The sequence below is a fragment of the Pseudomonas pudica genome, assembly GCF_015680405.1.
In the GTDB taxonomy this organism is placed as follows: Bacteria; Pseudomonadota; Gammaproteobacteria; order Pseudomonadales; family Pseudomonadaceae; genus Aquipseudomonas; species Aquipseudomonas pudica.
Genome location: NZ_JADLJS010000119.1, coordinates 1 through 300, shown reverse-complemented (window position 1 = coordinate 300; position 300 = coordinate 1). Strand labels below are relative to the sequence as shown.

The window sequence follows — 300 nt, the reverse complement described above, 5'->3', positions numbered from 1 at the left end:
GCGTAGGGGCCGGATGATAGGAGCCAGCGTTTTTTGGTTACTTTTTGTCGCGTTTGACAAAAAGTGACCCGCCGTAAGGGCGGAAAGGTGATTAAGCGCCACCTTCGAAAATGAATGTTGACCCTGTTGTTGATGCCCACGCTTGAAAGCGAAGAGCGGAAAAGTGCTGGTTTTGATCTCGCGCATAGTCCATTTACGATGGCGACGCTTACTCACCTTTTCGCCCTTACGGCGAGTCACTTTTTGTCAAACGCGACAAAAAGTAACCAAAAAACGCTGCGCTCCCATCATCCGGCCCCT

At 50.7% G+C, this 300-nt stretch carries 1 protein-coding gene; it reads left to right on the top strand.

Features of this window, described 5'->3' with window-relative positions:
- Positions 1 to 114: 114 nt before the first annotated feature.
- Positions 115 to 300 (top strand): hypothetical protein (locus tag IRZ77_RS27055; protein ID WP_230386627.1); only part of this gene is annotated, 186 nt, incomplete at its 3' end.